This is a genomic window from Novosphingopyxis baekryungensis DSM 16222 (genome assembly GCF_000420305.1).
Classification (GTDB): domain Bacteria; phylum Pseudomonadota; class Alphaproteobacteria; order Sphingomonadales; family Sphingomonadaceae; genus Novosphingopyxis; species Novosphingopyxis baekryungensis.
In genome coordinates, this window is sequence record NZ_ATUR01000008.1 from 20,007 (window position 1) to 46,179 (window position 26,173).

Consider the following 26,173-nt stretch of genomic DNA (forward strand, 5'->3'; position numbering starts at 1 on the left):
CATTGGAAAAAGCTTCGCTGCATTAGCAATATATTAACCGTTTTCGGTTCCGCGCTCCACCACCTCACCGCACAGATTGCGCTGGAACAGCTGTTCGACCTGGCCGCGCGACCAGTCTTCATGCGGTGCGGCGGCAAGCAGGATGGTGAGCTTAGCCAGCGCCGCCACTGGCGTCATATCCGCTGCCGAGATGGCGCCGATATCGGGCAACCATGCCCCCGCCGCATAGCTGCTGCTCGCGAGCCGGCCGGCGATCACCTGCGTGCTGTCGACGATGGTTACGCCGTCTTCGCGGGCCTGTTTGAGCGACCGGTAGATCGCCCCGCGCTCCGGATCGTCCGGATGGCCGCTGGGGAAATTGCCATCGCCATAGCTTTGCAGCACCATCCCCTTGATCCCGGTGCCGACGCAGGCATCGATCAGCGCCGCGAGCCGCGCCGAGCCGCCGCCGGCATCATAAGCTGCCGGGAAAGCGCTGAACTGCATCACGGGCCAGTCGTCGATGGCATCGCTGATGGCCGCAAGCCGGGTGCGCATCGCGGCGCGGACATCGGGATTGGCGAGGCTGCTTGCCGCCCCCTGTGGGCCGGGCAGCATCAGGCTGCGCTCCAGCTCCAGCGTGATGCCATACTGCCCCAACGGCGCGAAATTGGGCGTGTCGAAGGCGCAGAAATCGCTGGCATTAACCTTGAGCACGCGGTTGCCGCGGAACAAGCGACTGTCGAAATAGACGCACACTTCGGGGACATTCTGCCGAGCACAGGCGACCGCGCCGCATACATTCTGAAAGGCGTCCGTGTTGAAACGCAGCGTGTCCGGATCGCCACGCTGGTACATGGGGACCTGGCTGCCGGTGACGATGACCGGCTTGGACAACAAGGCCGTTGGCGTGCCGGCAGCATCGAACGCGTTGAGCAGAAACGGCAGTGCGGACGCGGTGTAATCCATCGTATCGGTGCCGTGCAGCAGCACGAAGCCGTCATAGCGATCATAGAGCGACAGGATGTGATCGGCGATCAGGCACCAGTCGCGCGGCTGCAGATTGGTGCTGTCCAGCGTGCCGGTGCGCGATTCGGGAAAGGCGAGCCCCGTGTCCCAATCCAGCGCCAGATCCGGGAACATGGCCCGCAGCACCGGATCGATCAGACGGCGCGCATTGGCGGCAAATGCCTCTGCCCCCATGGGGGCGAGCGGCGCACCCACGCTGGCGATGGTCCCGCCGGTATTGATGATGCATATCCTCATGCCCCTGGCCCTACCGGCCTGCGGCAGGCGGGCGCAACAAGCTTGCGCAAAGTTGCCAAAGTGAGCGCGAGAGCATTGCCGGACTTTGTTCGATAATTTCCTACATCCGTCATCGGCCTCCTGCATCGGTCCGCCCCGGATCGGCCATCCGAATGCTGCCGCGCCTTGTCTTGCCTCAGGCATGCTCGAACCGAGTGACATCATAAGCGCGCCCCTCTATGATGCCGCAATGGCGGCCAAGTTTTCCCATGATATCGGCTTGGTTGGTGCCATCGATGCCGTGCCGTCCATATTGGAAGTGGTGTGCCAGGCGACAGGCATGGGCTTTGCCGCCGTCGCCCGCGTAACCGAAGATCGCTGGATCGCCTGCAGCGTGCGGGATGAGATCGCGTTCGGGCTGGAGCCCGGCGGCGAACTCAAGATCGAGACCACGATCTGCAATGAGATCCGCGCCCATCGTACGCCCGTCATCATCGAGGATGTCGACAAGGATCCGGTCTACAGCAAGCACCACACGCCGCAGGTTTACGGCCTGAAAAGCTATATCGCCTTTCCGATCATATTGTCCGACGGCACATTCTTCGGAACGTTGTGCGCCATTTCGCCCAAGCCGGCGCCCATCAATCAGCCCAAGATCCTTGGCATGTTCAAACTGTTTGCCGACATGATCGGCCATCATATCCAGGCCGGTCGATCCGTGGAAATGACCAAGACAGCGCTGCTGGACGAACAGCAGACATCCGCCTTGCGCGAACAGTTCATTGCCGTGCTGGGGCATGATCTGCGCAATCCGCTGGCCGGCATCATGGGCGGCATGCGCTTGCTGCGGACCGAAGAATTGAGCGAGCAGGGCGAAACCGTCGCCACCATGATCGATGCGACCGTGGCGCGCATGTCCGGGCTGATCGACAATGTCATGGACTTTGCCCGCGGGCGGCTTGGCGGCGGATTGAGCCTGGCCATGTCGCGCGCCAATGTCGCCATAACCTTGAAGCAGGTGATCGGGGAGCTGCAGTCCAGCCATCCGGACGCCACGATCCACATGGATATCCAGACCGATCTGGAGCTGAACGGCGATCATAGCCGCCTGGGCCAGCTATTTTCCAATCTACTGGGCAATGCGCTGCAACATGGCGATGCCGACATGCCGGTGCATGCCGCCCTGCGGGTGGAAGACGGGGAACTGATCTTCCAGGTGACCAATGTGGGAGACCCCATTCCGGACGATGCCATGGAGATGCTGTTCGCCCCTTTCTCGCGCGGCGAGGTCCGGTCCAGCCTGCAGGGCCTCGGCCTTGGCCTCTACATCGCCTCGCAGATCGCAGAAGCCCATCAGGGCAAGCTCTCCGCCGAGTCGGTCGGCCGCGAAACCACCTTCACCTTTCGCATGCCCGCCGGGCTCAGCTAGCGTTGGTCCGCGGCTGCGGAACCGCATGCCGATCCAGACTCCAAAGGTTCCTCCGGCAAATCGCCCCAGGCCCTGCCATGAATGTCCCGCGCTCGAGATGTGCAAGTAGGGCAGCGCGAGCATGATGCGTGAAGTGGAGAAGTTCTCGCAGCGGTGCTCCCCGGAGTTTCACTCCCGCTTCCCACGTCAAGTTCGCCTTAATTTGTCAGCTTTGCCATCGCCAAGATAGGGCAGGCAGCTTTGGCCGAGACTCAAAGAAAAGCGGACTGGCAGCAAGCGACCCATTGTGGACATCAACGACTGCGAGGTAAATGAGCGGATGCGCTCAGTCATTTTCCTAACCTTGGCTCTGCTAGGTTGCTCATCCGGTGCTCGCTTCGATGAACAAGCTTGGAAGAACGCTGACCTAAATGGTCGCGAACGCGCTGAGCTGCTCGACGACTTTACGTCTCGCTACCATTTGGAGGGTATGGCCGAAGCAGAAGTCCTAAAACACCTAGGGCCACCAACTCAGACGGACAAATGGGGTGGCGCGGATATGATCTATGTTCTCGGCAATGATTGCAGTTACATGCCCATCGACAACGAATGGCTTGTGATCGACCTAAATGATCAAGGACGGGTGGAGTCATTCAAGCGCACCCGCGATTGAACCAAACGTCCGCTTCCCACCCCTATTACCGCCGTTCGCTACCGGGCTCAGACCTGCTGAGAGCGGAACGGCGGCTAGCGCTTCATGTTGAGCGAAAGCGGCCGTCCAGTTAACGACCCATTTGTTGCCGTTCATCCGCGCTCGGCAACCGACTGGAATCCGCCCTTTGTTCATTCGGCGCCACCCGCCTCAAGGAACTAGGTCTGGATAACAGCAATCGGGTAAGAAGTTTCGCGCATCTTGGCTTTGCCTTGGGCGTCAAAGCCGCTCTCTCGCTAAGGTTGGTTTTTGAAGAACCGTTAGATCCCGCTATCCTGCTATAGCTCGGAACTGACCGAGCTCCCTGCAAAGCTCCACAAAAGCTTCGCCCAATTATGGACTGCGGCGGACTGGGCCCGAACGAACGTCAACAGCCCATCCAAGCGGTTGCGATCATATAGGCGCCCATCTTGGACCACCGCCCGTATCTGTCGCGTGTTCGCGATGTTCTCGAGCGGGTTGGCGTCTAATAGAACGAGATCAGCCCGCTTGCCGACCGCCACTGATCCGGAGCTATCGGCCATTCCCGCATAGCGTGCTGCATCGATTGTGGCGGCACGTAGAACGTCGGCGGGAGTCAAACCGGCGCTCACCAGATGCGCCATCTCATCATGGTAGCGAAAGCCGCCAATGGCGGTATCGGTGCCGACGAGGATGCCGACACCTGCCCTGTGGGCCGCTCCGGTCAAGCGGCGGCCGTGTTCGAAGTAGCGTCGCAGCGCGCGTTCACCGCGCCCGCCCGGGTAGTTGTTGCGCGTACCCGCGAGATCGTCGTTCCACGCCCAGCGAGACAGAGGGTCGAGATAGGCCAGCCTGGGATCGTCGGCGAGCGACGGGTCTCCTGCGCGGGCATCCTCTTCCCGCGTCACATGGGTCGGGACGTACCAAGCGCCCGCCTGGCGCATCCGTGCGAACGCGGCGTCACAATGTGGCGGGTCGTACTCGTCAACAATCATCTCGGCCAACGCAGTCGGCATCATATCGTCCAGCGCGCCTCTGCGCCATTCCTCCGCTCGCGCGAAACAGTGATGCGGTAGTACGCGCGCATGTTCGAAGCTGACCTGTCCGGCGTTAATAGCGTCGTCAAGACCGACAGCTTTGGGCAAGTGGCCCACGAGCCGGATCTGCTGTGACCGGGCTTCGGCCGCCACGGCGCGATAGGAGGCGGGGGACAGTCGGTTATAGACTTTGATCGCGTCGATGCCTCTTGCCTTGTAGGCTCGCACCCGCGCTCTCGCTTCCGCTGGCGATAAGTCGGGGTTCTCGAAGTAGTAGCTCGCCGTCTCGACGATACGAGGAGCGGCAAGTCGTCCGGCTGCGACAGCAGCGTTCCACCGCCGTTTATCGGCCACGCAGGCGATCAGGCTGTCCCGCTCTCCGGGGCAGTCCATCATGTCGCGCACGCTGGTAACGCCGTTTGCGATCCAGAGTGGGAAGTGCATCTGCGGCGATGCCTGAAAGCTATGGACATGCATGTCCCAGAAGCCGGGCACCAAGAACGCACCTTGACCATCAAGGCGGGGAACGTCGCTCGGCACCGGCCCAGTTCCGATCGTCGTGATCCTGCCATTGCGGATTTCGACCGAGCGGGGTGGTCCGACAACGCCCGCGACCACATCGACAATCCGAACGCCGACGATCACCCGATCCCGATCCTGGTCGGGCAACGGTGCATCGCTGGACGGCCACAACACCAAGGCGAAGAATGCCAGAAGGACCGCTCCTCCCAACATAGCGAAGGCCACGCTGATTGTCTTGACCGCCCTCATCGCCGCAGCTCCTAATCGCCGGTTCGTAGTAGACGGTCAGTCCTCGACGAAGACAAGCAACTTGGAGGGGCGGCTGACCGCCTTTCACCTCCGACAGCGGACTGTCGCCTAACCACCCCATTATCCGTCGTTCACCATTACTGGCATCACACTGAAGAGCGGACGCTCAGCGCGCTCCCCCACTCCTACTCGTCGCCGTAATCATCCTCGTAATAATCGCCCGCCAGGTCGCTGAATTTGGTGATTTCCGCCTGGAAGTGGAGCGGCACGTTGCCGGTGGAGCCGTGGCGTTGTTTAGCGACGATCAGCGTGGCGCGGTTGACGAGTTGCTGGTGGCGTTCTTCCCATTGCGCCCATTTTTCGACCACGTCGGGCGGGCTCGATCCGTCCTGATTGGGGGCATCGGGGCGCAGCGCGTCGTGATAATATTCGGCGCGGAAGATGAACAATACGATATCGGCGTCCTGCTCGATCGAGCCGGATTCGCGCAGGTCCGACAGCTGCGGGCGCTTGTCCTCGCGCTGCTCCACCGCGCGGCTGAGCTGGGATAGCGCCAGCACGGGCACGCTGAGTTCCTTGGCCAGCATCTTGAGGCCGCGGCTGATCTCCGAAATTTCGTTCACGCGGTTGTCCTGCGCGCGGCCTGATCCCTGCAGGAGCTGGAGATAATCGACGATGATCAGGCCGATGCCGTGGCGGCGCTGCAGCCGCCGGGCGCGGGCGCGCAGGCCCGCGATGGTGAGGCCGGCGGTATCGTCTATATAGAGCGGCAGATCCTGCAGATCGCGGCTGGCGCGGGACAGCTCGCGAAACTCCTCGCGGCTGATCTTGCCCATGCGCAGATGCTCGGACGAGATGCCGGACTGTTCGGCCAGGATACGCGTGGCCAGCTGGTCGGCGGACATTTCCAGGCTGAAAAAGGCGACCTTCGCGCCGACCGACTGCGCCGGTTCGATGCCGTCCGCCATATCGCGCATATAGCGCGCCGCCGCGTTGAACGCGAAGTTGGTGGCCAGCGCGGTCTTGCCCATGCCGGGACGTCCGGCCAGAATGGTGAGATCGGACGCGTGCAGGCCGCCGATCTTGCGGTTGATGGTGTCGAGGCCGGTGGTGGTGCCGGACAGATTGCCGCCCGCCTGCAGCGCGCGCTCGACCAGCCGGATCGCTTCGGTCGATGCGGTCAGAAAGTCGGTCGCCTGCCCGCTCTCGCTCTCGCCTTCGGACACCTTGTAGAGCGCGCTTTCAGCGTCCTCGATCTGCTGCTTGGGATCGATGCTCTCGCTGGTGTCGAGCGCGTTTTCCACCAGATGCCGCCCGACCGAGACCAGCTCGCGCAGCAGCGCCAGGTCGTAGATCTGCTCGGCGAAATTGCGCGCGCCGATCAGGCCGATATTGCTTTCGGTCAGGCGCACCAGATAGCCGGTGCCGCCCACTTCCTTCAGCGCCTCGTCCTGTTCGAAAAAGGGTTTCAGCGTGACCGGGGTGACGACCATGTTGCGATCGAGCAATTTGAGCACCTGGCCATAGATGCGGCCATGCAGCGGCTCGAAGAAATGATGCACCTGCAGCTTGGTCTGCACATCCTCGGCCACGCGATTGTCGAGCAATAGCGCGCCCAGAAGAGCGGCCTCCGCCTCGATATTATGGGGCAGGCGCGTGGGGCCATCGCCGCCGTCGCCATCCAAAGCCCCGTCGCTCACCAATCTGATTGCTTCTGCCATCCGCCCCTGATGAACCAGCGGTGCCATGGCTGACAAGCGCGCAGCCGAGATTCGCTGTGGAACGATCTGTGGATGATCGTGGATAAAGATTAGCGCTTGTCCTGACGCGTCCATCTTCTAACTGTGACGGCCATGGCCGATCCGCGCATCATCAAGGTCGAGCTCGACGAGGCGACCATTCTGTGGCGCAATGCCGATATCGAGCAGGAACGCCGCATCGCGATCTTCGATCTGATCGAGGAGAATCATTTTGCGCCCTGCCGCGATTATCCGGATGGCTATGCCGGGCCGTTCCAGCTGCATCTGTCCGTCAATGAAGGCCGGCTGGTGCTGGATATCCGCGACAAGGATGGCGCGCCGCTGGAGACGCTGATCCTGGCGCTGGGCCGCTTCCGCCGCCCGATCCGCGATTATTTCGCCATCTGCGACAGCTATTATCAGGCGATCCGCAAGGCCACCGCGCAGGAGATCGAGACCATCGATATGGCGCGGCGCGGCGTGCATAATGAGGCGGCCGAATTGCTCAAGGACCGGCTGGAGGGCAAGGTGGATGTCGATTTCGCCACCGCAAGGCGGCTGTTCACTTTGATCTGCGTTCTGCATATCAGGGGCTGACGGCAGGCGGCGATGGCCGGCTGGACGGCAGAACCATCTTCCACCCAATAAGGATCAGGGGAATTTCATTGACGCGACCGCGCGGCAAATTGCTGGTGATTGTCCTGTTTCTGCTTGTGCTGGGCGCGGCCACGCTAGGGGCGTGGCTGCTTGCCGCGCATTGGGCGCCGCCGCGCGGCGACTATCCGGTGCAGGGCGTCTATCTGGATTCGCACGAAGAACGCGCCACCTGGCCCACCATGCATGCCACGGGCGTGGATTTTGCCTATCTGCTGGCCACCACCGGCAGCGATGCGCGCGATCCCGACTTTCAGCGCCGCCTGGCCGCCGCGCAGAATGCCAATGTCCGCGTGGGCGCGGTGCACCGGTTCGATCTGTGCCGGCTGGCCGGTGATCAGGCGGGCAATTTCATCACCAATGTGCCGCGCGATCCGGCGATGCTGCCCCCGGTGATCGAGATGCGCTTTCTCGACAGCTGCAAGGACCGGCCCGGCCGCGCGCTCCTGCTCAGCGAATTGTCCACGCTGATCGCGCAGATCGAAGGGCATGCGGGCAAGCCGGCGATCATCAAGCTGAGCCCGGATTTCGAAGCGCTGTACGATCTCAGCCCGATCATCAATCGCACCATCTGGCTCAACAGGAATTTCTTTCCGCCTGATTATGCGGCAAGGCCCTTTGTCATGTGGACAGCGAACGAGAGCAGAACCATCAACGGTCTCGAAGGGCCCGGCCAATGGGTTGTGGTGCAGCCATGAGCGGCGATTATTCCGGGCTGGATCTGGCGCTGGTGATCGAGGCGCGCAAGGCCATGGCCAATGCCTATGCGCCCTATAGCCGCTTTGCCGTGGGCGCGGCGGTGGAGCTGGACAATGGCACCATCGTGCGCGGCTGCAATCTGGAAAATGCCAGCTATGGCCTGGCGCTGTGCGCGGAGGCCGGCGCGCTCAGCACCGTCAACGCGCATGGCGGCTTCGCCCGCATCCGCGCCATCGCCATTGCCGGCGGGCCGATGGATGCGGACCCGAACATGCCCAGCGCCATCGTGACGCCCTGCGGCCGCTGCCGCCAGCTGATCCGCGAAGCCCGCGATGTGGGCCGGGACCGGGGCCAGGCCGACATCCGCATCATCTGCGCCGGCGCACATGGCCAGGACCACCGCGTCTATTCCATCGATACGCTGTTGCCCGACGCCTTCGGGCCGGCCAATCTGACATAGGAGGCCATAGATGAGCATACTCTCCGACATCTGGATTCGCGAGCAGGCGCAGCAGCACGCCATGATCGAGCCGTTCGTGGAGGCGCAGCGGCGCGATGGGTGCATCAGCTACGGGCTCAGCTCCTATGGCTATGACGCGCGCGTGGCCGACGAGTTCAAGATCTTCACCAATGTCGACAGCGCCGTGGTCGACCCGAAGAATTTCGATTCCAACAGCTTCGTCGATCGCAAGACCGATTGCTGTATCATCCCGCCCAACAGTTTCGCCCTCGCCCGCACGGTGGAATATTTCCGCGTGCCGCGCGATGTGCTGGTGATCTGCCTGGGCAAATCCACCTATGCGCGCTGCGGCATCATCGTGAACGTCACCCCGCTGGAGCCGGGCTGGGAGGGGCATGTCACGCTGGAATTTTCCAACACCACCCCGCTGCCCGCGCGCGTCTACGCCAATGAAGGGGCCTGCCAGTTCCTGTTCCTGAAGGGCGAGCAGCCCTGCGAGACCAGCTATGCCGACCGGGCGGGCAAATATATGGGCCAGCGCGGCGTCACTCTGCCCAGATTATAGCGGCGGCAGCGCCAGGAGCCTTCGCCCGGCGGCGCGCATGAAAGGGCGCGACTCGCCCGTTTGCGCGGGTTTACATCTTATTAACCTTTTGCATTCATATCTTGCATGGTTAATGATGTTGGTAAGCGCCCGGATATTGGGAGAGGCGCATGCGGACAGAGTGTTTCACAAGGGGCGACCTTCATGCGTGTACTTCTGATCGAAGACGAACCGACCACCGCCAAGGCCATCGAAATGATGCTCGCGACGGAAGGGTTCAACGTCTACATCACCGATCTGGGCGAGGAAGGCCTCGATCTCGGCAAGCTATATGATTACGACATCATCTGCCTGGACCTCAACCTGCCGGATATGCACGGCTATGATGTGCTCAAGAAACTGCGCGTCGCCAAGGTGCAGACGCCGGTATTGATCCTGTCGGGCATCAGCGAGATGGATTCCAAGGTGCGCAGCTTCGGCTTCGGCGCCGACGACTATGTCACCAAGCCGTTCCACCGCGAAGAGCTGATCGCCCGCATTCATGCCGTCGTGCGCCGTTCCAAGGGCCATTCCCAGTCGGTCATCCGCACCGGCAAGCTGGCCGTCAATCTGGACGCCAAGACCGTCGAAGTGGACGGCAACCGCGTGCACCTGACCGGCAAGGAATATGCGATGCTGGAGCTGCTGTCGCTCCGCAAGGGCACCACGCTGACCAAGGAAATGTTCCTCAACCATCTCTATGGCGGGATGGACGAGCCCGAGCTCAAGATCATCGACGTCTTCATCTGCAAGCTGCGCAAGAAGCTCAGCCTGGCCTGCGCCGGTGAAAACTATATCGAGACCGTCTGGGGCCGCGGCTATGTGCTGCGCGATATCGATGAGGACGGCCAGGAACGCTCCAACGCCGCCTGAGCCAAGTCAGCACCGACAATCTGATCCGCTGACCGTGTAGCGCCAGCTGGCGCTGCGCCCCCTTATGCCGCTTGTAAAACGTCCGCGGTATCCACGAACCAGCGTTCGGTGCCTTCGAGCGCCACCGCCGTCAGCAAGCCGCTCGACCAGGCCCCGGTATCCACGCCGATCCGGTGCGGCCGCTCCTCCACCGCTTCGGTGACCGTGTGGCCATGCACGACCATCTTGCCCAAATACCGGTCATGATGGAGAAACTCGTCGCGAATCCAGCGCAGATGCCGCTGTTTCTGTTCTTCCATGGGCACGCCGGGTTTCACGCCGGCATGCACGAAGACATAATCCCCGATCGTCAGCTGATCGTCGAACCGCCCCAGAAAATCGATATGGCTTTGCGGCACCAGCGACGGCATGCGCTCTGCCAGTTGCAGGCTGTCGCATTCGATCAGTTCCTTTTCAGGCAAGCCATAGCTCAGCATGGTTTCGCCGCCGCCGATGCGATAGAAAAAGCGCGCGGTTTCCCGGCACGGATCTTTCAGCGCCTCCAGAAACACTTCCTCATGATTGCCCATCAGGAAGCGCACATCCCTGCCCGATTGCTCCAGCTCCATTGCGCGCTCGATCACCTGACAGGAACCCGGTCCGCGATCGATGAGATCGCCGAGCAGGATCAGCGTGGTCTCCGCAGGCGCGCGTGCGCCATCGTCCGCCGCGATCTTCTCCAGCAGATGATCGAACAGATCGGCCCGGCCATGAATATCGCCGACCGCGTAAACGCGCTGTCCTTCCGGGATGGCCGGCGGCGCTGCGCGCGACAAGCCAGCCGTTCGTTTGAGAAACTTCAACATTATATATAACTTCAGATTGCTGTTCGCGGCCTATCTCGCATCGGACGGCTGAACTCAAGCTTGACCGGAACGAGGCCGGACAAGCGAACGGCCCCGTTTCGGTTGAAGGTTACTCTACGGCAAAGCTGAGGCCGGCGCGCTCTTCCAGCCGATCCGCAAGCGCGCTGCCGAACAGCGCGCCGGGCGTCCACACGCCGCCTTTCCGGCCTGCCTGCGTTTCGGCGAGCATGATCGCGGTTTCCGAAATCATGCGGCTGGTCGATCCGTAACCGGGATCACGATCGCCCTTCACGGCAAAACGAACCGCGCGGCCATCGGGATATTCGCCGATGAACAGCAGGTCGTAAAAGCCATTGTCGCGCTCCTCCTTGCTTGGCCCTTCGCCCGGCTTCGGGCCTTTGTCATTGGCCAGCGGATTGGCCTTGGCCAGCATTTCTGCCGCCTGCTTGCCCATCTCGCCGGGGCTGGTCACCACCATTTCATCATAGGTAAAGTCGGTGCCATAATCATGGCCGAGCAGATAATTGGTGCGGTGCACATTCTTCGTATTGATGGCCGCCATCACGAACGGCGCGACCCAGCTGTCCAGCGCGTCGTCGATATGCGGCACCAGTCCCTTGGGCTGCTCCGGCCCGTCGAAACCGGGCGCGAGCGAAAAGGGGTTGGTCAGCAGCTTGATGACATTGGGGTCCCTGGCCGCCGCGGCCATGGTGGCCTTCAGGCTGGCCGCGGTGCCGCCGGAAAAGCCGCCTTCCATCGCACGCACACGGCCCTTCACGCGCGGCGCAGGCGCGCCATGCTGGGCGCGCGCCGCCTTTTGCAGCAGCAGCACACCGAGATCGAACGGGATCGAATCGAATCCGCAGGAAAAGGTAATGCGTGCACCGGTGCGCGCCGCCGTCTGCGCGTGCAGATCGATCTGCTGCCGCATCCAGGCCGGTTCGCCGCACAGATCGCAATAATCCGTTCCGGTTTCCGCGCAGGCCGCCACCAGCGCGTCGCCATGCAGCTGATAGGGACCCACCGTGGTCAGCACCACCTTGGTGCGATCGCACATCGCCTTGAGCGACGCCGGGTCGGATGCGTCGGCGGTGATCAACGGCGTATCGGCGGGCGCGCCAATCTCATCGCGCACCTGTTCCAGCTTGGAAAGATTGCGGCCCGCCATGGCCCATGTCAGGCCATCCTCGCCATGCGCCTGGGCCAGATATTCGGCCACCAGCCGGCCGGTAAAGCCGCTGGCGCCATAGACCACGATATCGAATTCTGGGGCAGTCATGCTCATTCTCCCGGCCGTGTGGCCACATCAAATTCACCATTTTTCAGCGCCGTTTCACGCGCGCGCCGCTCGGCGATTTCCCTCTCGCGCAGCTCGCGCTCCCGGTCTCGCTTGCCGCGCATCCGGTCCAGCCCATGCGCGACATTGCCGTAGGAAAAGACCATGATCAGGCCGCCCGCCACCGCAAGATTTTTGAGGAACATCGCCTGCTGAATCGGATCGCCCCAGGCATTGTGGAACACCAGCCCGGTGATGATGCAGAAGCCCGCCAGCAGGATGGCGCTCAGCCGCGTGAACAGCCCCAACAGCAGGCACAGCCCCAGCACGACCTCGAACGTGGCGGCAGGTACGGCAAGACCTGCAGGCAGGCCGGTCGACTGAATATATTGGTCGGTCCCGGCCAGATCCAGGAATTTGCCCAGACCCGCCAGAATGAACAAGGGGGAAATCAATATGCGCGCGATCAGCGCGGCGAATTTGCTGATGAAGTGCATGGCCCGGCTCCTACTCCCTGCGCAGGACGCTGCCTAACGCCGCCCCTGCCCATTGCGGAGCGCATGGTGCGGCTTTGGGTTCCATTGCGCAAGCGTGACGATTTTTGCCCGGCATGCCTGCGCCGCACTGCGGGCCATTGTTAATTGCACCATACCGCGCATATGAAAGGACAGATCATGAAGGAGAGACAAGACCATGCGCGAACATCTGAAACAGTTCATCGACGGGCAATGGGTGGAGAGCGAGGGCGGCCAGCGTCATGAGGTGATCAACCCCGCCACCGAAGAGGCCGTGACCGCCATCACGCTGGGCACCAAGGCCGATGTCGACAAGGCGGTCAAGGCCGCGCGCAAGGCGTTCGCCAGCTTCTCCCAGACCAGCCCGGCAGAGCGGATGGAGCTACTCGCCCGGATCGCCGAGGAATATAAGAAGCGCATGGGCGACATGGCGCAGGCGATAAGCGAGGAGATGGGCGCACCGATCAGCTTCGCCACTGCCGCGCAGGCGCCGGCAGGCCTCGGCCATTTCCTCTCCGCCGCCAAGGCACTGAAGGATTTCAGTTTCGAGGAGGAGATCGGCAAGGCGCGCGTGCTGCATGAACCGATCGGCGTGGTCGGCCTCGTCACGCCGTGGAACTGGCCGGTCAACCAGATCAACGCCAAGGTTGCCCCCTGTATTGCGGCCGGCAACACCATGGTGTTGAAACCGTCCGAAGAATGCCCGTCCAACGCCGTCATTCTGGCCGAGATCATGGAAGCGGCGGGCGTGCCGGCGGGCGTGTTCAATCTGGTGCAGGGCGATGGCCCCGGCGTGGGCGAAGCCATTTCGTCGCATCCCGATATCGACATGGTGAGCTTCACCGGATCGACCCGCGCGGGCATTGCAGTGGCCACCGCCGCCGCGCCCACGGTGAAGCGTGTGCATCAGGAACTGGGCGGCAAGGCCCCCAATCTGGTGCTGCACGGCGCCAAGCTGGACGAGGTGCTGCCCCCCACGGTGCAGGGCATTCTGGCCAATAGCGGCCAAAGCTGCATCGCGCCCACACGCCTTCTGGTGCATGAAAGCCAGAAGGATGACGCGGACGCCTTCCTGAAAGGCATGTTCGGCCAGGTGCAGGTCGGCAGCCCTGCAGACGAGGGCATGCATATCGGCCCCGTCGTCAACAAGGCGCAATATGACAAGATCCAGGAGCTGATCGAGAGCGCGATCGAGGAAGGCGCGACCTTGCTGGCCGGTGGCCCCGGCCTGCCCGAAGGCGTCAATCGCGGCTATTATGTGCGCCCCACCGTGTTCAGCGACGTGACGCCGGAGATGCGCATCTTCAAGGAAGAGACGTTCGGCCCCGTCGCCACGCTGACCAGCTATGCCAGCGATGAAGAGGCGGTGACGCTGGCCAATGATACCCAATATGGCCTGTCGGCCACCATCTCCGGCGATCCCGAACAGGCCCGCCCGATCGCCAGCCAGCTGCGCGCCGGGCTGGTCACCATCAACAGCTGGGGACCGGACAGCAACGCGCCCTTCGGCGGATACAAACAGTCCGGCAATGGCCGCGAATATGGCAAATATGGCCTGCGCGACTTCATGGAAGTGAAAACGGTGGTGGGAAGCTGACCGCAGCCACCACGCAATAATATTTCAAATACGGCACCGCCAACGCATGGGTTGACATGCGCGGGCGGTGCTGCCACCCAGCAACCAGCGCAATCATGCGTTGCAGGAGCTTTTTTTCGCCATGACCAACGGACGGGACACCCTTCTTCCCACCTCGGCCGGGGCACGCTTCTTCTATTATTATCTCGGCTCGTTTAGCAGCCGGTACGCTTACTGAGGCGTATCGGAGCTTTCTAAACATCGTCCCGAAATGTGGACGCCCCATGCTGATTGTGGCCCTTTGCCGCCCGGAATCCGAGAGATAATATCATGACCGCCAAGACTTCCCAGACCGCCGCGCCGCGCCCCATCGAAACCCTGCGTCAGGAAATCGACGCGCTGGACGATGCGCTGCTCGATCTGGTCGAAAAGCGCCTGTCGCTGTCCAAGTCCATCGCCAGCGCCAAGAGCGCCGAGGACGATCGCCATCTGATGATCCGCCCGCGGCGCGAACGGGAGCTGATCGAACGGCTGAGCGGCCGCACCCGCGCGGTGCCCAAGGCCAGCGTGTCCGCCATCTGGCGCGAGCTGATGAGCCTCAACCTGCAATCCCAGCGCAGCACCGAACTGGCGCTGTGCGCGGACGAGCGGCGCATGCATGTGGCCGATCAGGCGCGCCGCCGCTTCGGCACCGTGGCGCCGATGGTGGAAGTCGCCAAGCCCGAGGCGGCGCTGGAGCGCGCCCGCACGCGGGAAACCATCGCGATCATCGAACTCAATCCGAAGGCCGACTGGTGGACGGTGCTGGCCGACGATTCCGATCTGGTGATCTTCGATGCGCTGCGCGAAGAAGGCGGCTGGGTCACCGCCATCGTGGTGGGCCGGCTCGATGCCAGCCATGTGCCCGAAGACCGCCGCTACTGCGTGGTCAGTGCCGATGAGCTGCTGGCCCGCGTAACCCAGGGTGAACCGATCTGCCCGCTGGCCAGTGCCGGCGAGTGGCGGCTGTGTCTGACCGATCTGAGTTCGGTCGACGCGCTCTCCAACGCCGCCTGAAAGCCAGCATCATGACCCGCAAAGTCGCCTATCAGGGCGAACCCGGCGCGTTCGGCGAAATGGCCTGCCTGTCCGCACTGCCCGGCTGGGAGCCTGTGGCCCATGACAGCTTCGAACAGGTGGCCGACGCCGTGGCCGCCGGCCGGTTCGAACGCGGCATGGTGCCGGTGGAAAACAGCAATGCCGGGCTCGTCCCCGGCGCGCTGGACATGCTGGCGCGCAAGGCGGTGGCGATCCTGGAACGCCATCCGCTGCATGTCGCCATGCACTGCCTTGGCCTGCCCGGATCGTCGCTGGACAGCATCCGGCTGGTGCGCAGCCACCCGATGGCGCTGCGCGAATCGATGACGTTCATCGATAAGCATGGCTTTGCCATCGAGGAATCGCGCAACACCGCGATCGCCGCGCACCGGCTGAAGGAAATGGGCGATCCGTCCATCGCCGTGCTCGCCTCGTCCCGCTCGGCGGAGATTTACGGCCTCGATATGCTGGCCACCAATGTGCAGGACAGCCCGGACAACACCACCTTCTTCGCGATGATCGCCCCGGCGGGCTGAAACGCCCGCGCCGGAGGCGTGGCCCCGGCTCAGTAATCCTTCGAAACGCGGGCGTTCACGCTCTGCCGGCCGATGGTCGAGATGCTCGACAGCAGGCTGAGCCAGCGGGTGATCTGAAATTCCACGCGCGTGGCCGAATAGCCGCGCCCGTCGGTGATCAGCTCCACATAGGTCCGCCGTGTCAGATATTTGCCCGCGGCCAGGCTGGTGCCCTGCCCGGTTTCGGTATCGGCCGGCAGGATGCGCAGCCGGTCCAGCCCGGCGGCGCGGCGCACGGCGTTGATCGGGTCCAGCCCACCGCCGCTGCGCAGGCCCGCCACCGCGCTGGCCAGCTGCACCGCTTCGGGCGCGCTGAGATTGGTGACCGAGGAGCCGAACAGCAACCGCGCAAGCAATTCCTCCTCCGGCAAGGCGGGGGTGCTGGCAAAGCGGATTTCCGGCTTCTGCCCCGTGCCGGTGACGTTGATGGTGGCATTCAGATCGCCGGTATCGGCCAGCGCCACGATGTCGAGCGCGGGATTGGGCGGCGTATCGCCCTGAAAGCGGATGAATCCGCGCGACAGGCGAAATTCGCGGCCGGCAAATTCATAATCGCCGCGTATCAGCTCGGCCGTGCCGTCGATCGCGGGATTGTTGACCTGCCCGGTCACCCGGAAATCGCCCTGCCATTCGCTGTTGAGGCCCAGACCGGTGACGATCACCTCATTCGGTGCGCGGGCATCGATGGCGAAGCGCCATTCCCCGCCGCGCTGGCGCACCACGCGGTCGTCGGCGGGCCGGTTGACCTCGCGCACGGCCAGATCCGGCAGCTGCTCGCGCGCCTCGGCATTGCCCAGCGCAAAGCGGCTTTCGTTGATCAGCACGTCGCCCGAAATGGTGCCGCCCTGGCCGCTGGACTGGACCTTCAACGGACCGGTCACGGTGGCGGCAAAATCCTTGCGATCGATCAGCTCCGCCCGGTCGGCCCGCAGATCGAGATTGATGCCGACGCCGCGCCCGCCGGAAAAGTCGAAACTGCCCGATCCGGTGACGGTGCCGCGGCCCACCTTGCCGCTGACCTTGCCCAGCAACAGCCGCGAGCCATCGAACCGCCCCTGCGCCGAGATATCGCGCACGACCGTGCCCGATACGCCGCTTTCCAGCCGCGCGCCCTGCGTGCGCAGCAACCCGCGGATGACCGGATCGGTCAGCGTGCCGCCGATATCCGCGCCCAGCTCGACCGGGCCGGACAGATCGAACAGCTCGAATCCGGTCAGCCGCCACAGCGTGCCCGCCTCCCCGGAATAGCGGGCCTGCGCAAACAGCTGCCCGCGCTGCAATCGGTCCGCGATCGATCCGCTGATCGGCAGGTTGGACACCCTGCCCTGCACGCGGCCCACCGTCTTGCCGTCATTGGCAATCACCGCGCGCATGGCCGCACTGCCGCTCGACAAGGCCGCGTTCACGCCGATATCGATGGGCCGCGAGCTGGCGAACAGGCCCGAGCGGCTGAGGCCGCGCACCCGCATGCTCGCCTTGCCACTGGGCTGCGGACCGCCGGCATAGCTGAGCGTGCCCGTGGCCCGCCCACTCAAGCCCAGATCGGCGGACGCCAGATCGAGCAGCGCCAGCGGCAGATCATTGAGCCGCAGATCGATGGCGTTGCGCCCACCGAACTGCCCCGAAGCGCGCGCGCTGCCGCCGCCATAGGTCAGCGTGGTCGGGCGCAGGCGCCAGCCATCGTCGCCGCGCAGAAAAAGGGCGGGGCCGGACAGCCGGATCGGTTGCCGCCGGAACGCGCCCGATCCGGTCACCGACACCCGGTCCGGCGCCACCGCCGCCTGCGCATCGAAGGCAAAGCGGCTGCCGCGCGTACCGGCCAGCTTGGCGGTCACCTTCCCGCGCCCGTTCTGGATCCTGGCCTGGGCATCCAGCGTGCCGAGCACGAAATTGCCTTGCGTGATGCCCTGTGCCCGCACGGTGCCCTCGATGTTCGATCGCCCTTCGGTGAAGAATGCATCGATACTGCCACTGGCGGTGCGGATCGAAAGCCCGCCGGTGGCGGCAAAACGGGCATTGTCTGCGCGGAACGAGCCCTGCATACGCTGCCCCTCCGGCAGGCCGATGAGGCGCAGATTGCCATCCACGCCGCCGCCGCTGATCGCCAGCTGGCCGGTCAGCCCGCCATTTTCGGGGCGCAGCTGCCCACGCGCCAGCGTCCTGCTGACGCGCAGATTCTGGATATCGAAGGTGGCGCCGCCATTTTTCGGCAGTAGGATAGCGCCATCGCTGGTGAACGGCCCGAGCAGCGATCCACCCTCGGCCGTATAGGCGAAACCGGCCGCCGTCGGATCGAGCACAAGGCGCACGTCGGCAAGGCTGGCCGCGTCGAACGGATTGTCGAGATCGAGCACCAGCCGGGGCCGCTGCAACTGGCCGACCAGCGCCATGTCGAACCGGCCCCAGCGCTGATGCTCGCCCACGCCGCTGATATCGAAGGTGCCGTCCCGATTGCGCAGGCCGCCGCCGGAAAAGCGCAGCAGCGGCGCGGTCACGGTGAAGTCCGGAAAACGGAACAGGCCATCCTCGCGCCGCACCAAGCGGGTGCGCAGACGCGGCTGGCCGCCCGCCAGATCGCGCAGGAACGCGTTGTCGAACCGGGTGGTCACGGCGTCGATATCCCCGCCGACCACCAGCTTGCCGCCCATGCCGGGCGCCACGTCGATATCCGCGCCGATATCGACCAGGCCCAGGCCCTGCAGCGCAAAATCATCGGCGCGGCCGGTGAGGTTGATCAGGAAATCGCGCCGGTCCAGCGCCACATCGACATTGGCGCGGCCCCGGAAGCTGCGCGTGCTGACCGCCAGCCCCTCGCCGCGCAGACGGCTGCCTGCCACCCGCAGACGCCCCTCCGCCGTCAGATCGGAAAACAGCTTCTGGCCGAGCGGTCCCAGCCCGTCGAGCAGACCGGCCTGCAGGCGGATGGGCAGGATGCCGACGCCGTTGACCAGCCGTCCATCGCCGGCTGCGCGCACGCCAGACAGCTCGGCCTTGCCGATCTGCAGGCTGTCGGCGGTCACCCGGTAATCGAAGCGCAGCCCCTTTGGCGGCCCGTCGAGGCGCGTCAGGATGCGCAGATTGCCCGCGCGCAGATCGCGCGACAGCGCCGACGGATCGAGAATGCGCAGGTCCGCGCGCATCGCATCGAACCCGCCCTCGCGCACATCATAGCCGCCGTTCAGCAGCAGGCGCATGGCGCGTGCGCTAATCTCGCCGCGGCCGCTCCAGATGCCATCCTCCACCCGGCCCGCCAGATCGACCGACAGGCGCGGGGCCGACAATCGTGCCAGCGCGCCGCCAACGAAGCGCTGCACATCCAGCGCGCCCATCAGCGTATAATAGCCCGCGCGCGCCGCCAGCGTGACATCGGCCAGTTCCGCGCCGCCGGAATTGGCCATCAGCCGCCCGTTCCAGCGCGCCCAGCCGCCCTTGCCGTCCAGCCGCACCGACAGGCCCTGATCGAAGCCCAGCAGCGCGGCGACCACCCCGCCCTTGGGCGCGAGCAGATCCCCGTCCAGCGCGAACTTCTCCGCGTCCGGATCGATATCGATGTTCAGATCGATCGTGTCGCCGGTATCCTTCGCCAGCGCGGTGAGCATGGCGCGCAGCTTGTTGTCGCGAATATCGGCATTGCCGCGCAGCTCGGCGAACTGTTCGCGCCCGGCAATCGCCGAATCGATCCTCAGATCGGGCACCAGCAGCTCGCCGATATAGACGTCGAACGCGGGTAGAAGCGGGCCGCCGGTGGATTCCAGCGCGGGCTTGGCCAGCAGCTCCGCGCCGCGCAGCTCCAGCCGGTCGATCGACAGACGGTTGCCCAGGAAAAACAGCGGAAACCAGTCCAGCGAGGCTTCGCGCACCCGGAAAAACGGCCCGCGCCGATCCCGCAGGGTAACGCCGCGCAGCTCCGTCTCGCCATAGATCGAGCCTTCGATCCGATCGATCTGGACGCGCAGGCCATTGTCCTGCTCGCTGGCCGATATCCTGGCCGCCAGCCAGCGATGGCCGGCGCTGCTGTCGAGCCAGGCCAACCCGCCCACGGCGATCAGCACCAGCAAGAGCGCAATGCCCAGCACCACCGGCTGCCAGAAGCGGCGTTTGCGCGAACGGTGTTCCGGCGTTTGCGCCGACGGATCGGGCGCGGCCATGGGCGTGTCGCCCGCCGGGTCCTGCGCCCCGTCCATGTCCTGCGCTTCGGTCAAAAAGCCTGTCCCAGCGACACCGCCACGGCAATCGGTCCGTCGCCCGGCCCGGGATTGAGCGGCGTGCCGACATCGATGCGGATCGGCCCGAAATCGCTGTAATAGCGCAGGCCGATGCCCGCCCCGAACTGCAAATCGGACAGATCGGGAAACTGATCGGCGGTCACGCTGCCGGCATCGACGAAGGGCACCACGCCGAACGCTCCGAAACGGAAACGCGCCTCCAGCGAGAATTCGGACAGGCCGCGCCCGCCGATCGGATCGCCATTGGGATCGCGCGGGCCGATCCGCTGATAGCCATAGCCGCGCACCGATCCGCCGCCGCCGGCATAGTTACGGCGCGACGGGGCGATCAAGCCGAGCCCGGTGCCGCTGATCGCGCCGAACCGCGCGCGCCCCGCCAGCACCAGCCGATCGGTGACCGGCTGATAGGCGCTGGCATCGATCTGGCTGCGCGCATAACCGTCCGCCGTACCGAGAAAGGATATTTCCGGAGACAGCGTTGCCCCCAGGCGAAATCCGCGGGTCGGGTCGAGCAGATTGTCGGTGCCGTCATAGAACAGGCCGGAGGGGAAGGCGCCGATATAAAAGGTCTGCTGGTCGCGCGCGCCGAGCGCGATATTATAGGCGCGCTCCTGCGTGTAGAGCAGCTCCGGCCCGGCAAACCAGGTCCAGCGCTTCTGGAAGATCAGCGTGGTCAGCCGCTCGTAATTGGCGGAGATCGACAGCGTCTTGGCCTCGAACGCATCGAGCTGCGCGCTGCGGGCCAGCACGCGTGCCGACAGCACCCGGTCCCGCCCCAGAAAATTGTTGCGCCGGTAGGTCGCGCTGACCAGCTGCTCACGCGTACCGGCGACACCGGCCAGCCGCAGGGCACCCTCTGGCGGGAAGAAGTTGCGATGCTCCCAGCTTGCCTCGACCCGAAACCCCTCACCCGTGCCATAGCCGATTTCGCCTGCGATGGTGCGCGGCGGGGCCGGTTCGATATCGACGGCCAGATCGACCTCGCCCGGACGGTCGGACGTCACCGGATCGATGGTGACGCGCGAGACGAGGCCGGTGGCGATCAGCGCGCTGTTGAGATCCTCGACATCGGAGCGGCGGAAGAGGTCGCCCGGATCGAAGCGCGCGATCCGGCCCAGATGGCGCGCGCCGAACAGATCGTTCTTGCGCGGCACGATGCGCCCGAAGACGAACCGCCCGCCGGGCGTAACCGGCAGATCCAGCGTGCCGCTGTCCGCCGCGCGGTCCACCACCAGATCCGGCTCGCCCGTTTCGAAAAAGGGATAGCCGCTTTCCGCCGCCACGCCGACCAGACCGGTGCGCGCCGCCACCACCGCGTCCTGATTGACGGGATCGCCCTCGTTCAGATCGAACGCACTGCGCAGCCGCCCGCTATCCGCTCCCGCCGCATCGATGCCGGGCAGCGCCACCCGGCTGAACCGGTAGAGCGACCCCGGCTCCACATCCAGCAGCACCTCGATACGGTTCTGCCCGGCGCCCAGAAGCTCGGAATAGGTGAGCGCGTCATAATAGCCCTCGATGCGCAGCAGATTCTGCAGCAGATCGGCATCGTCGCTGGCCCGGCGCGCGATCTGCGCAGCGAAGGTCGCGTCTTCATCATTATTGCGCAGGGTGGACAACGCATCGAAGCGCTCGTCCAGCCGGTCGCTGGCGGCATCGGGGATGCCGGACAGGCGCACGCTATAGGCGAAAGGCCCATTGCCCACGATCGGCCGGGCCGTTGTCGCCAGACCATCCTGATCGCGCGGATCGTCGCTTCGGTCCGCCGCCAGCACCGGCTGTGCCTGGACGCCGACGGCCGGATCGTCGGCGATATCGTCCTGCGCCAGCGCATCGCCGGATGCCGCCTCTCCGGGAAGACCATCGCCATCGCTGGCGGCGTTACCGGCATCAGCATCGCCCGCATCGGAAAAATCCAGATCGGAAAGATCAGGCGAAGGAATATCCGGTTCGGCGGGAAGCGGCGCATCGAGATCCGGCCAGTCGACGCCAAGGTCGGGCAAAGGCGCCATGTCCGAATCCGGATCGAGCGGAGCGTTCAGAAACGCATCATCGTCCAGTTGCTGCGCAGGCGCGGCGACGGGGCTATCGGAATCCTGCTGCGCCTGTGCAGCCAGCGGGAAGCCGCAAAGCGCAGCGGCCAAAGGCACAATGGCGGCGCGGCGGCATCCCAAAACTGCACTCCCAACCCGGCCCGTCGCGGGCTATGGACAGCGCATAGGAAAATCGGTCTGAACCGGCAACAACAGGCTTTGCCGCCCTCTGAGAGAATGCGCGGCGATATCCGGCGTCAGCGGCCGGGTGCAGCCGCGTCAGAAAGCGCGTTCGATCCGGTCGAACAAGGCATGCACCGGCTCGGCATCGTGATACCTGCGCGTCAGGCGCGCCGCCATCCGGTGCACCCGGTAATAAAGCTCCTCGCTGGCGCGCGCCAGATTTGCGGCATGGGCAGGCAATTGCTGAAGCACCGCCTCATCGCTGGCCACCGCATAGCCCAGGCTGCGCTGATCGCTGTAGAGCTCGTCCAGCGTCAGCTCGCCGGCCCGATAGGCCTTCTGGTTGAGCAGCCATGCGATCACCTGCATCAGCCGCGTCGTCACCTTGAGGGATTCGCAGGACAGCGCGAGCGATATGCGGGCGGGCAGGTCCGCCTCCACATGTTCGAACATAGACCGCGCCTCGTCCGCCATGACCAGCGCTTCGCTGTAAAGCGAATCCAGAAGCTTCGGGGTCAGACAGTCTGTGGCGTTACGATCTTGGTACATCACGCATCAATGCCAGACGCGAATCGCGCAGGACAGTGCGTTTACCATCTTTGCGTCCGCCGCCCGGTCCGCCGTATCAACTTGGCACGGATGCAGTGGCAGGAATTTCTTTCCGGATGCCCCTGCCCCCCCCCCGATGGAACCTGCCCCATGGAAGATGCGCGGCCCTGGCGCATCGATGGACGGCTCAGGCGATGATATCCGGCGTCAGCTCATCTTCCATCCGGCCGATTCGGTCCTTCAGCTGCAGTTTCCTGCGTTTCAGCCGGGCGATTTGCATCTGATCGGGTACGGCCTGCTGCGCCAGCGCGGCGATCGCATCATCCAGATCGCGATGCTCGGTCTTCAGCACATGCAGTTGCTGCCGATATCCTTCGTCGTTCATGCGCGCCCCATCTTGTCCTGCCTGCGTCCTAGCAAGAGCGGGGGCGCCATTCCAGCGCATGTTCCCGAGGGGCCTGCGCGCGCGACATATTGGCCACGACATATATTGTCATCCGTCTGTCGCAAATCTTGCGCTTTCTGGCGAGACATCAGGACATTCCTAATCATTTATGTTTTACTTCGACTCACCGGCCGGATTGCCCGGGCGGCCATGCAAGGAGAACGCTATGCAACACAGCCATCTGTCCGCACTGGAAAACAAGCATGCCAGGCTCGAGTCGCAGATCGCTTCTGAGGCCAACCGTCCCTCTCCCGACAATGTGAAGCTCCACGCCCTGAAGAAACAGAAGCTCGCCCTGAAGGACGAGCTGGCCGTGGCCCGCACACACTGAATCGTCGCAAAGACGAAACCGCTACAGGCGGGAGCGGCATGCAGACGCATCGCCGCTCTCGCGCAAGCCACCGCGCTCTGATAGGCGTGTCGCCATGACGCAGACCGCCGCCATTTCTGCCCGACAGATCCTCACCGGCCTTCATGACGTGATGGCCAGCCGCACCCATGCGCAGGGCAAGCTCAACAATGTCGTCGAGATTATCGGCGAGGCGCTGAACAGCGAGGTCTGCTCGATCTATCTGCTGCGCGAAGGATCGCTGGAGCTGTTCGCCACGCGCGGGCTGAACGCCGATGCCGTCCATGTCACCCGCTTGGCCAATGGCGAAGGGCTGGTGGGCACGATTGCCGAAAATGTGGACACGCTCAATCTAGCCGAAGCCGCGGCGCATCCCAATTTTCTCTACATGCCCGAAACCGGCGAGGAAAAGTTTCACAGCTTTGCCGGGGTGCCGATCGTGCGCTCCGAACGCGCGGTTGGCGTGCTCTGCGTGCAGCATGTCGAACCGCGCAAATATGAAGAGGTGGAGATCGAGGCGCTGCAGACGGTAGCCATGGTGCTGGCCGAGCTCATCGCCAATGCCGAATTGATCGACGATCAGCGCACCCAGGCGGTGACTGACACCGGCTCCACCCGCCTTACCGGCCTGCCGCTGGTCAAGGGCATGGCCGCCGGCGTCGCCATCTTCCACCAGCCGCGGATCACCATCGAACATGTGGTGGCCGAGGATACCGAGGCCGAACGGCACCGGGTCTATTCCGCGTTCGACAAGATGCGCGAACAGATCGACCGCATGGCCAGCCAGGCCGATTTCGGCGTGGGCGGCGAGCATGAGGAGGTGCTCAGCACCTACAAGATGTTCGCCTATGACGAAGGCTGGAGCCGCCGGATCAACGAGGCGATCGACAGCGGCCTGACCGCGGAGGCCGCGATCGAACGCGTGCAGCAGCGCACCCGCATGCGCATGCGCCAGATCGACGATCCGCTGCTGGCCGAGCGGATGCACGATCTGGAGGATCTGTCCAACCGGCTGCTGCGCATCGTATCGGGACAAATGGGCACCGCCGCGCAATTCGGCCTGCGCACCGACAGCATTCTGATTGCGCGCAATCTGGGCCCGGCGGAGCTCTTGGAATATGACCGGCGGCGGCTGAAGGGCGTGATCCTGGAAGAAGGATCGCTCACCGCGCATGTCACCATCGTGGCGCGCGCCATGGGCGTGCCGATGATCGGACGCGCGCGCGGCATCCGCAGCCATGTGCGCGAGGGTGACGAACTGTTGCTGGACGCCGAATCCAACAGCATCTTCATCCGGCCCGACGATCAGGTGGTCGAAAGCTATGAGACCAAGCTGGCCCGGCGGCAGGAACAGCGTGCCCATTATGCCACGCTGCGCAATGCCGAACCGATCACCAGCGACGGCACCCGCATATCGGTGATGGTGAACGCCGGGCTGCGCGACGATGTCGGCGCCGTGGCGATGACGGGCGCGGACGGGGTGGGCCTGTTCCGCACCGAGTTCCAGTTCCTCGTATCCTCCACCTTGCCGCAGCGCGAGCGGCAGATGCGCTTCTACCGCGACGTGCTGGATGCCGCCGGAGACAAGCCGGTCACTTTCCGCACGCTGGATATCGGCGGAGACAAGGCGCTGCCCTATATCAAGGATGCCGGCGCGGACGAGGAAAACCCCGCCATGGGCTGGCGCGCCGTGCGCGTGGCGCTGGACCGCAGCGGGCTGATGAAGGCGCAGGCCCGCGCGCTGATCGAGGCGGCATCGGGCCGTTTGCTGCAGGTCATGTTCCCGCTGATCGCCGAGCCCTGGGAGTTTTTCGAGGCGCGCGACCTGTTTTACGAACAGGTGGAGTTTCTGCGCGCGCGCAAGAAGCAGCTGCCCACCCATATCCGCTATGGCGCGATGCTGGAGGTGCCCGCTTTGGCCGATGCATTGGACCAGCTGGTCGGCGAGCTGGATTTCCTGTCGGTCGGCACCAATGATCTGACCCAGTTCCTGTTCGCGGCGGATCGCGCGCATCCCCGGCTGGCGGAGCGCTATGACTGGCTGTCACCTGCGATCCTGCGGTTCCTGCGCCGCATCGCGCAGCAGCTGGAAGGCACGCAGGTGCAGCTGAGCGTATGCGGGGAAATGGGCGGTCGTCCGCTCGAGGCGCTGGCGCTGCTGGGCCTTGGCTATCGCCGTCTGTCGATCACGCCGGCGGCTGTCGGGCCGATCAAGGCGATGGTCCGCTCGCTCGATCTGGCGGCGGCCAGCAGCTTCATGGAAGCATGCCTGGCCAACCCTCCGCGCGATATGCGCGCAGCCCTGACACGGTGGACCACCGAAAATGGTGTTGATATCGGCTGAATTGCCCGGCCACCGGCATTGACAACGCCCCCCCTGCCGCCGCATTCGGTGGAGGGGTT

General features: G+C 64.3%; 22 protein-coding genes. 12 read left to right on the plus strand and 10 right to left on the minus strand.

Annotated features, from left to right (window positions below; all coding sequences use genetic code 11):
* Window positions 1-33: 33 nt before the first annotated feature.
* Window positions 34-1,245 carry an asparaginase gene (locus G410_RS16810; protein ID WP_022674112.1) on the minus strand — a complete coding sequence of 404 codons (1,212 nt, stop codon included), beginning with the start codon at window positions 1,243-1,245 and terminating at the stop codon, window positions 34-36.
* A 181-nt stretch (window positions 1,246-1,426) separates the two neighbouring features.
* On the opposite strand from G410_RS16810, the gene G410_RS0113065 reads away from it, so the two are divergent.
* Window positions 1,427-2,653: a GAF domain-containing sensor histidine kinase gene (locus G410_RS0113065; RefSeq protein WP_022674113.1), complete on the plus strand. Its 1,227-nt coding sequence runs from the start codon at window positions 1,427-1,429 to the stop codon at window positions 2,651-2,653.
* Window positions 2,654-2,939: 286 nt separating this feature from the next.
* Complete coding sequence (locus G410_RS16815; protein WP_156851962.1) at window positions 2,940-3,305, plus strand: hypothetical protein; 366 nt, start codon at window positions 2,940-2,942, stop codon at window positions 3,303-3,305.
* 317 nt (window positions 3,306-3,622) lie between these two features.
* On the opposite strand, the gene G410_RS0113075 is transcribed toward G410_RS16815, so the two are convergent.
* Window positions 3,623-5,113 carry an amidohydrolase family protein gene (locus G410_RS0113075; protein ID WP_022674115.1) on the minus strand — a complete coding sequence of 497 codons (1,491 nt, stop codon included), beginning with the start codon at window positions 5,111-5,113 and terminating at the stop codon, window positions 3,623-3,625.
* A gap of 185 nt (window positions 5,114-5,298) precedes the next feature.
* Window positions 5,299-6,834, minus strand: coding sequence for a replicative DNA helicase (locus G410_RS0113080; RefSeq protein ID WP_084489254.1), 1,536 nt, complete (start codon window positions 6,832-6,834; stop codon window positions 5,299-5,301).
* A gap of 132 nt (window positions 6,835-6,966) precedes the next feature.
* On the opposite strand from G410_RS0113080, the gene G410_RS0113085 reads away from it, so the two are divergent.
* The 5 genes from G410_RS0113085 (at window position 6,967) to ctrA (ending at window position 10,121) form a co-directional block, all read left to right on the plus strand.
* Window positions 6,967-7,449, plus strand: a complete 483-nt coding sequence (locus tag G410_RS0113085; protein ID WP_022674117.1) for a UPF0262 family protein — start codon at window positions 6,967-6,969, stop codon at window positions 7,447-7,449.
* A 68-nt stretch (window positions 7,450-7,517) separates the two neighbouring features.
* Window positions 7,518-8,204: a GH25 family lysozyme gene (locus tag G410_RS0113090; protein ID WP_022674118.1), complete on the plus strand. Its 687-nt coding sequence runs from the start codon at window positions 7,518-7,520 to the stop codon at window positions 8,202-8,204.
* Window positions 8,201-8,665, plus strand: coding sequence for a cytidine deaminase (locus G410_RS0113095; protein ID WP_022674119.1), 465 nt, complete (start codon window positions 8,201-8,203; stop codon window positions 8,663-8,665). Before G410_RS0113090 ends, G410_RS0113095 begins: the two co-directional genes overlap by 4 nt.
* A 10-nt stretch (window positions 8,666-8,675) precedes the next feature.
* The gene (gene dcd, locus G410_RS0113100; RefSeq protein ID WP_022674120.1) at window positions 8,676-9,230 is read left to right on the plus strand and encodes a dCTP deaminase; all 555 of its coding nucleotides are present in this window, start codon (window positions 8,676-8,678) and stop codon (window positions 9,228-9,230) included.
* 183 nt (window positions 9,231-9,413) lie between these two features.
* Complete coding sequence (gene ctrA / locus G410_RS0113105) at window positions 9,414-10,121, plus strand: response regulator transcription factor CtrA (protein ID WP_022674121.1); 708 nt, start codon at window positions 9,414-9,416, stop codon at window positions 10,119-10,121.
* 62 nt (window positions 10,122-10,183) lie between these two features.
* Here the strand turns inward: ctrA and G410_RS0113110 are convergent, their stop codons facing one another.
* The 3 genes from G410_RS0113110 to G410_RS16820 all read right to left on the minus strand — a co-directional run bounded on the left by G410_RS0113110 (window position 10,184) and on the right by G410_RS16820 (window position 12,739).
* A complete protein-coding gene (locus G410_RS0113110) occupies window positions 10,184-10,936 on the minus strand; it encodes a metallophosphoesterase family protein (RefSeq protein ID WP_342662471.1) in 753 nt (250 codons plus the stop codon).
* Between the two features lie 139 nt (window positions 10,937-11,075).
* A complete protein-coding gene (locus G410_RS0113115; protein WP_022674123.1) occupies window positions 11,076-12,245 on the minus strand; it encodes a saccharopine dehydrogenase family protein in 1,170 nt (389 codons plus the stop codon).
* 2 nt (window positions 12,246-12,247) lie between these two features.
* Complete coding sequence (locus G410_RS16820) at window positions 12,248-12,739, minus strand: DoxX family protein (RefSeq protein ID WP_022674124.1); 492 nt, start codon at window positions 12,737-12,739, stop codon at window positions 12,248-12,250.
* A 196-nt stretch (window positions 12,740-12,935) separates the two neighbouring features.
* On the opposite strand from G410_RS16820, the gene G410_RS0113125 reads away from it, so the two are divergent.
* The 3 genes from G410_RS0113125 to G410_RS0113135 all read left to right on the plus strand — a co-directional run bounded on the left by G410_RS0113125 (window position 12,936) and on the right by G410_RS0113135 (window position 15,946).
* Complete coding sequence (locus G410_RS0113125; RefSeq protein WP_022674125.1) at window positions 12,936-14,354, plus strand: aldehyde dehydrogenase family protein; 1,419 nt, start codon at window positions 12,936-12,938, stop codon at window positions 14,352-14,354.
* A 309-nt stretch (window positions 14,355-14,663) separates the two neighbouring features.
* Window positions 14,664-15,389 carry a chorismate mutase gene (locus tag G410_RS16825; RefSeq protein WP_022674126.1) on the plus strand — a complete coding sequence of 242 codons (726 nt, stop codon included), beginning with the start codon at window positions 14,664-14,666 and terminating at the stop codon, window positions 15,387-15,389.
* Between the two features lie 11 nt (window positions 15,390-15,400).
* Entirely contained in the window at window positions 15,401-15,946 is a 546-nt protein-coding gene (locus G410_RS0113135; RefSeq protein WP_022674127.1) for a prephenate dehydratase domain-containing protein, read from the plus strand.
* A gap of 29 nt (window positions 15,947-15,975) precedes the next feature.
* Here the strand turns inward: G410_RS0113135 and G410_RS0113140 are convergent, their stop codons facing one another.
* The 4 genes from G410_RS0113140 to G410_RS0113155 all read right to left on the minus strand — a co-directional run bounded on the left by G410_RS0113140 (window position 15,976) and on the right by G410_RS0113155 (window position 23,361).
* On the minus strand, window positions 15,976-20,187 hold the full coding sequence (locus tag G410_RS0113140) for a translocation/assembly module TamB domain-containing protein (protein ID WP_022674128.1): 4,212 nt from the start codon (window positions 20,185-20,187) through the stop codon (window positions 15,976-15,978).
* Window positions 20,184-22,385, minus strand: a complete 2,202-nt coding sequence (locus G410_RS0113145; protein WP_022674129.1) for an autotransporter assembly complex protein TamA — start codon at window positions 22,383-22,385, stop codon at window positions 20,184-20,186. The genes G410_RS0113140 and G410_RS0113145 overlap by 4 nt, the downstream gene beginning before the upstream one ends.
* A gap of 138 nt (window positions 22,386-22,523) precedes the next feature.
* On the minus strand, window positions 22,524-22,976 hold the full coding sequence (locus G410_RS0113150) for a DUF1465 family protein (protein ID WP_022674130.1): 453 nt from the start codon (window positions 22,974-22,976) through the stop codon (window positions 22,524-22,526).
* Window positions 22,977-23,163: 187 nt separating this feature from the next.
* Window positions 23,164-23,361 (minus strand): YdcH family protein, encoded by a 198-nt coding sequence (locus tag G410_RS0113155; RefSeq protein WP_022674131.1) that lies wholly within the window; start codon window positions 23,359-23,361, stop codon window positions 23,164-23,166.
* Between the two features lie 226 nt (window positions 23,362-23,587).
* Here G410_RS0113155 and G410_RS17805 point away from each other — a divergent pair, with 226 nt between their 5' ends.
* Window positions 23,588-23,752, plus strand: a complete 165-nt coding sequence (locus tag G410_RS17805; RefSeq protein WP_022674132.1) for a YdcH family protein — start codon at window positions 23,588-23,590, stop codon at window positions 23,750-23,752.
* Between the two features lie 94 nt (window positions 23,753-23,846).
* Window positions 23,847-26,114 carry a phosphoenolpyruvate--protein phosphotransferase gene (gene ptsP, locus G410_RS0113165; RefSeq protein WP_022674133.1) on the plus strand — a complete coding sequence of 756 codons (2,268 nt, stop codon included), beginning with the start codon at window positions 23,847-23,849 and terminating at the stop codon, window positions 26,112-26,114.
* The last annotated feature ends 59 nt before the right edge of the window (window positions 26,115-26,173 follow it).